Annotated in this window: 4 protein-coding genes and 1 pseudogene; all 5 read right to left on the bottom strand. The window is 71.4% G+C overall.

Annotated features, from left to right (window positions below; translation table 11 throughout):
- On the bottom strand, nucleotides 1-1,392 hold a 1,392-nt coding region (locus DD1DGNOD_RS19845; protein WP_131770799.1), incomplete at its 3' end, for a phenylalanine--tRNA ligase subunit beta.
- Nucleotides 1,393-1,394: 2 nt separating this feature from the next.
- The gene (gene pheS / locus DD1DGNOD_RS19850) at nucleotides 1,395-2,615 is read right to left on the bottom strand and encodes a phenylalanine--tRNA ligase subunit alpha (RefSeq protein WP_346434356.1); all 1,221 of its coding nucleotides are present in this window, start codon (nucleotides 2,613-2,615) and stop codon (nucleotides 1,395-1,397) included.
- A 164-nt stretch (nucleotides 2,616-2,779) separates the two neighbouring features.
- Nucleotides 2,780-3,862, bottom strand: a complete 1,083-nt coding sequence (locus DD1DGNOD_RS19855) for a sensor histidine kinase (RefSeq protein WP_346434357.1) — start codon at nucleotides 3,860-3,862, stop codon at nucleotides 2,780-2,782.
- A gap of 89 nt (nucleotides 3,863-3,951) precedes the next feature.
- Entirely contained in the window at nucleotides 3,952-4,785 is an 834-nt protein-coding gene (locus DD1DGNOD_RS19860) for a TrmH family RNA methyltransferase (RefSeq protein ID WP_131770801.1), read from the bottom strand.
- Nucleotides 4,786-4,835: 50 nt separating this feature from the next.
- Nucleotides 4,836-4,970 (bottom strand): annotated as a pseudogene (locus DD1DGNOD_RS19865) (50S ribosomal protein L20); the annotation flags it as partial.

Here is a 4,970-nt window from a genome sequence, read left to right on the forward strand (position 1 = left end):
GTCGGCGACCGTGCAGCCGACCTCGACCAGCCGGCGCCGGACGACCTCCTCCGGGTAGGGACGCCCACCCAGGCGAGCTGTCTCGGCCAGCGGGAACGTGATGGTCCGCGGCGACGGACGGTGATCGATGTCGGTCACGCCCGTCTCGGCCGTGGCCCCGGCGAGCTCGGCGAGCAGGCGCAGGGCAGCGCGGGCCGCCGCCGGCGCAAGCGCGGGATCGACGCCCCGCTCGAACCGGCGTGACGCCTCGGAGCCGAGCTGGTGGCGCCGGGCCGTACGGGCCACCGCGACCGGGTCGAAGTGGGCTGCCTCGATGAGGATCTCGGTGGTGTCGGAGGAGATCTCGGTGGAGGCGCCACCCATGACCCCGGCGAGTGCCACGGGCCCGGAGTCGTCGGCGATGACGAGGTCTTCCGGGTCGAGCTCACGCTTGACGCCGTCGAGGGTGACCAGCCGCTCCCCGTCACGGGCGCGGCGCACCACGATCGGACCGGACAGTTTCGCCCGGTCGAAGGCGTGCAGCGGCTGACCCAGTCCCAACATGATCAAATTTGTGACGTCGACCGGCACCGAGATGGGCCGCATACCCGACAGCGCAAGACGCCGGGCGAGCCGCAGCGGCGTCACCGCGCCCGGACGGACCCCGGTGACGACCCGGGCGACATACCGGCTGCAGGCGGCGGTGTCCTCCACCACGACCGGATAGCCCACCGCGCCCCGCTCGGGCACGGCCTGCTCGGGCACCACATGCTCGAGATGCCCCGGCGCCGCCTGCTCGCGGACGCCGTCGCGACCGCCGGGTACGGCTGCGACCACGGCGGGGTCGTCGAAGGCCAGCCCGAACGCGGTCGCCGCCTCCCGGGCGATCCCGCGCAGGGACAGGCCGTAACCCCGGTCCGGGGTGACGGCTATGTCCAGCACGTCGTCGGCAAGTTCCAGCAGCTCGGCGACATCGGCCCCCAGCGGGGTGCCGGGCGGCAGGACGAGGATCCCGCTGTGGTCGTCACCGATACCCAGTTCGCTGGCCGAACAGATCATCCCCTCGCTGACCTGTCCGTAGGTCTTGCGGGCGGTGATGGTGAAACCGCCGGGCAGCACCGCGCCGGGCAGCGCGACGGCCACCCGGTTGCCGACCTCGAAGTTGAACGCACCGCAGATCACACCGCGGGTGCCGGTCTCGGCCACCCGGACCTGCACCCAGCGCACGTCCTTTTTCTTGGTCCGGACAAGCTCGATCGACACGACCTCGCCGACGACGACGCCGGCGAGGTCGTGCCCGACGGACTCGACGGCCTCCACCTCGAAACCGGCCCGGATGAGCGCCTCGGCGACAGCCTTCGCCGGCGGCAGGGCCGGGACGGCCTCGCGCAGCCATGACATCACGATCTTCATCGTCAGTTCCCCGTCCCGAGTGCAAGGCCGAAGCGGACGTCACCGTCGACGAAGTCACGGATCTCGTGGACGTCGTGGCGGATCATCGCGGCGCGTTCCAGGCCCATCCCGAACGCGAACCCGCTGTAGCGGGCCGGATCGATCCCGCAGGCGACCAGCACGTTCGGATCGACCATCCCGCAGCCCCCGACCTCGATCCAGCCCTCGTCGGAGCACACCCGGCACGGCTGGCGGGAGGACTCACCACGGCAGGCGAAGCAGGCGACGTCGAGCTCGGCCGACGGCTCGGTGAACGGGAAGTAGGACGGCCGCAGGCGCGTCGCCAGGCCCGAACCGAACAGCGCCTGGGCGAAGACCTCGAGAGTCCCGCGTAGGTCGGCCATGGTGATGCCCTCGTCCACTGCCAAGCCCTCGATCTGGCCGAACACCGGCGAATGCGTGGCGTCGACCGCGTCGTTACGGTACGTCCGCCCAGGGCACACCACGTACACGGGCAGCGGCCGGGACAGCAGCGTGCGGATCTGTACCGGCGAGGTGTGCGTGCGCAGCAGCAGCCCGCTGCCCACCGGGTCGACGTACAGGGTGTCGTGCGAGCTTCGGGCCGGATGGTCCGGACCGAGGTTCAACGCCTCGAAGTTGAACCAGTCGTGCTCGGCCTCCGGTCCTTCGGCCACCTCGTAGCCCATTGCCACGAACACGTCCACAAGGTGGTCGGACAGGGTCGTGAGCGGGTGGCGGGCCCCCCGCGGGCGGCGGGCGCCGGGAAGGGTGACGTCGACGCGCTCCTCGACGAGCACCCGCGCATCACGCTCGGCGGTCAGCTCGGCCAGCCGTGCCTCGTAGGCCGCGCGGACGGACGCGGCGGCGGCGTTGTGCCGGCGCCCGGCCGCGGCACGCTCGGCCTGTGGCAGGGCACCGAGCTCGCGGCGGGCGAGCACCAGCGGAGCACCCCGGCCGTCCAGGTGCAGGGTCCGCAGTGCGGCGAGTTCGTCGAGGTCCCCCGCGGTCGCGATCGCGGCGGACGCCTGAGCGCACACCTGGTCGAGCCGGTCGGGATCGAGTGCATTGTGGTCCGCCGGAGCCGGGTCGGTACGTCCCGGGTCGGCACGGTTCGGATCGGCACGGTTCGGGTCGACGCGTCCGGGGTCATCTCCGGCGGTCGCCGCCGAGGGTTCGTGCGCGTTCGACCGGTTCGGGTCAGCGTTCTGTGTGGACGGGGGCACGCTGGTCATCCTCGTTGATGGTGTTGCTCGTCGATGGTGGTTGCTTGCCGATGGTGCTGACGGGGCTCAGGTCGGGACGCCCGCCGGGTGACTGTCGCTCCTCGCGTCCGGACCGGACCGTCATACCGGACCGTCGAACGGTCAGACGGCCAGGACGGCCAGGCTCAGGCGAAGACCGGTGCCCCGGCGGGCACCACAAATCGAAACTCCGCGCCGCCACCGGGTACCCGGCCGACCGTGATGGTCCCGCCGTGAGCCTCGATGAGCGCCCTGGCGATGTAGAGCCCGAGGCCCGTGCCGTTCCCGCGGGTCGCCCCGCGCCAGAACTTCGTGAAGACCCGGGAGGCACTCGCCTCGGGCACGCCCTCACCCTCGTCGGCCACGCTGACCTCGGCTCCGATCGGTGTACCACGCATGACGATGGTGACGGTACCGGCACCGTGCCGCAGGGCGTTGTCCACCAGGTTGTGCAGCACCTGCTCGATCTTGTCGGAATCGAGCCACATCTCGGGTAGCTCACCCTCGGTACGCATCACAAACCGGTCGTGGGTGGCCTCGCCCGCCGCGACCTTGCCGTCGACGACCCGGCGCAGGGTCTGCGCGAGGTCCACGATCTGCTTGCGCATCTGGATCCGGCCGGAGTCGATGCGCGAGACGTCGAGCACCTCCGCGAGCAGCCGGGTCACCCGGTCGGCGTCGGTGTTGACGGTGTTGAGCATGAGCTTCTTCTGTTCTTCGGTGAAGCGGTCCCACTTCGCCAGCAGGGTGGCGGTGAAGCCCTTGACGCTCGTCAGCGGCGAGCGCAGCTCGTGGGCGACGGTCGAGACCAGGTCGGCGCGGTTGCGTTCGAGGCGCTCCCGGCTGGCCGTGTCCCGCAGGGACAACGAAACGTGCGCCAGCCGGCCGTCCACACGGATATAACGGACGGTAACATTGAGATCGCGCTCGTCGCCGGTGCGGGCCAGGGTCAGGCGGCGCTCGGGCTGGCCGGTCACCCGCGGCAGGTCGCGGCTCGTCCGCGAGCACTCCCACCAGTCATTGCCCCGCTCGTCCAGCAGCGGCAGGACGTCGGTGAGGTGACGCCCGGGCGCTGCCGCCGCGGCCACACCGGTCATCTTGGCGGCGGCGGCGTTGAACACCTCGACCCGACCCTCGCGGTCCACGACCACGATCCCGTCCGGGAGATCGTCCCAGTTCACCGGCAGCGCGGGCGGCGTCTGGGCGGCGGGCGCCTCGAGGTGGGGCATCCCATCCGCCCGCGGGCCGGGGGCGGGGATCGCATCCCCGTCGACCTCTGGCTTGCAAGCCTGGTCGGGGGCCGACGTGACCGTGTGCGTCACAGCCGTTCACCTCCCCCGACGCCTGCCGCGCCGGATCCGAGCCTCGCCTGTGCGCGCGCTGACGCGTACAGGCAGATCGCCGTGGCCACCGCAAGATTCAGCGACTCGGCCTGACCGTACACCGGTACCCGAAGTACCGCGTCCGCGGACACTACGGTAGCGCGCGGCAAACCTCGTGCCTCGTTACCGAACAGCCATCCGGTGGGTGTGTCCAGCTCCCCCGCGTCCTGTGCGGTGTCTATGTCGCGCGGCGCGAGGGGCGTGGTCGCCACGATACGACAACCGTGGTCCCGTAGCTGTCGCACCGCGTCGTCCACGCCGATATCGGTGACGACCGGCAGGTGGAAGATGCTGCCCGCGGACGCGCGGACCGCCTTCCCTCCGAACGGGTCCACCGATGACCCCGCGAACACCACCGCGTCCGCGCCGGCGGCGTCCGCCGACCGGACGATCGTCCCCGCGTTACCCGGATCCTGGGTGTCGACACAGATCGCCACGAGGCGGGGTTCACCGAGGTCGGCGATCCGATGGTGCGGATACTCGGCCAGGGCAACCACCCCTTGTGGGGTCACGGTCTCGGACAGTGAAGCCACCGCGTCGTCGGAGACGACCCGCACCGGTATCCCCGCTGTGTGGACGAGCTCCACGTACCGGTCGACCGCTGACGAGCCGACGAATATCTCCCGCAGCGCCCCGGCCGCAAGCCCTGCGGTGACAGCCTGGGGTCCTTCGACCAGAAACTGGCCTCGGACACGCCGGGCCGCGGGACGGCGCAGGCGCCGCGCGGCGAGCACCCGCGCCGAACGCGGGCCGGGCGGGTCCGGAACCACCGATGGACGCGGAACCGACGGATGCGAAACAGTGCCGTCCGGCGACTCCCTCAGGCTGCCTGGGGCTGCTGCGGCACCGGTGGCAGCGCGGCTCGCGCCACTTCGACCAGTGCGGTGAACGCCGCCGGGTCCGTCACCGCGAGATCGGAGAGGATCTTGCGATCCACTTCCACGCCCGCCAGGCG

The organism is Candidatus Protofrankia californiensis (assembly GCF_900634765.1).
Classification (GTDB): Bacteria; Actinomycetota; Actinomycetes; order Frankiales; family Frankiaceae; genus Protofrankia; species Protofrankia californiensis.

Bases quoted from the DNA above. Each gene is read 5' to 3' on its own strand.
- DD1DGNOD_RS19855 (WP_346434357.1), bottom strand. From the start codon at position 3,862: ATGCCCCACCTCGAGGCGCCCGCCGCCCAGACGCCGCCCGCGCTGCCG.